General features: G+C 67.4%; 1 pseudogene. It reads right to left on the bottom strand.

The window, feature by feature from the left end:
- A pseudogene (locus ACLJNW_RS24080) lies at positions 1–316 on the bottom strand (EamA family transporter RarD); the annotation flags it as partial.

The following is a 316-nucleotide window of genomic DNA, read 5'->3' as shown; positions in this document are numbered from 1 at the left end:
CTGTCCCAGCCGGTCAACAGCACCGCCAGCCAGATCGGCGCGTAGGTCCATAGCTGCTCGGGACGGAACGCCTCGCCGATGAACAGTACCGCCACCAGGAACAGCAGCACCGGTTCGACGTAGCTGAGAATCCCGAACAGCCCCATCGGCAGCAGCCGGCTGGAAGCCATCATCGCGCCGAAGGCCAGCGCGCTGATCAGCCCCAGCATCGGCAGCAGCAGCCACAGGCGCGGCGCCTCGCGGAAGGCCTGGCTCTCGTCGCCCAGCCAGTACAGCGCGGCCAACGCCAGCGGCAGCAGGAAGAGCATCTCGAAGA

Origin of the sequence: Salmonella sp. SAL4457 (genome assembly GCF_046548235.1) — a bacterium.
GTDB lineage: Bacteria > Pseudomonadota > Gammaproteobacteria > Enterobacterales > Enterobacteriaceae > Salmonella > Salmonella enterica.
The sequence above is the reverse complement of the archived record's forward strand: the minus strand, read 5'-3'. Positions and strand labels throughout refer to the sequence as shown.